Consider the following 281-nt stretch of genomic DNA (forward strand, 5'->3'; position numbering starts at 1 on the left):
GTACAAACTTTTAATCTAGATGCACAGACTCCTATTATTCTTGGAACTCAGAATCCAGCTGATTATACAGTAACTTATCACACATCAGCAGCAGATGCTAATAGTGGAGCAAATCCTATCGCAGGAACTAACATGTATGAAAACATTGTTGTAAATCAGCAAACTATTTTTGTTCGAGTAACAAACAATACTACTGGATGTTTTACTGATCATACTACTTTTGATTTAATTGTTAACCCTTTACCGGTAGCAAACTTTGTTGCCGATCTTGAAATTTGTGA

1 protein-coding gene is annotated in these 281 nt (G+C 34.5%); it reads left to right on the plus strand.

The window, feature by feature from the left end; translation table 11 throughout:
* The coding region (locus tag AAON49_RS00105; protein WP_349551732.1) for an FIDD domain-containing protein at window positions 1-281 on the plus strand (281 nt) is incomplete at both ends.

It is taken from the genome of Pseudotenacibaculum sp. MALMAid0570 (genome assembly GCF_040151415.1).
GTDB lineage: Bacteria > Bacteroidota > Bacteroidia > Flavobacteriales > Flavobacteriaceae > Polaribacter.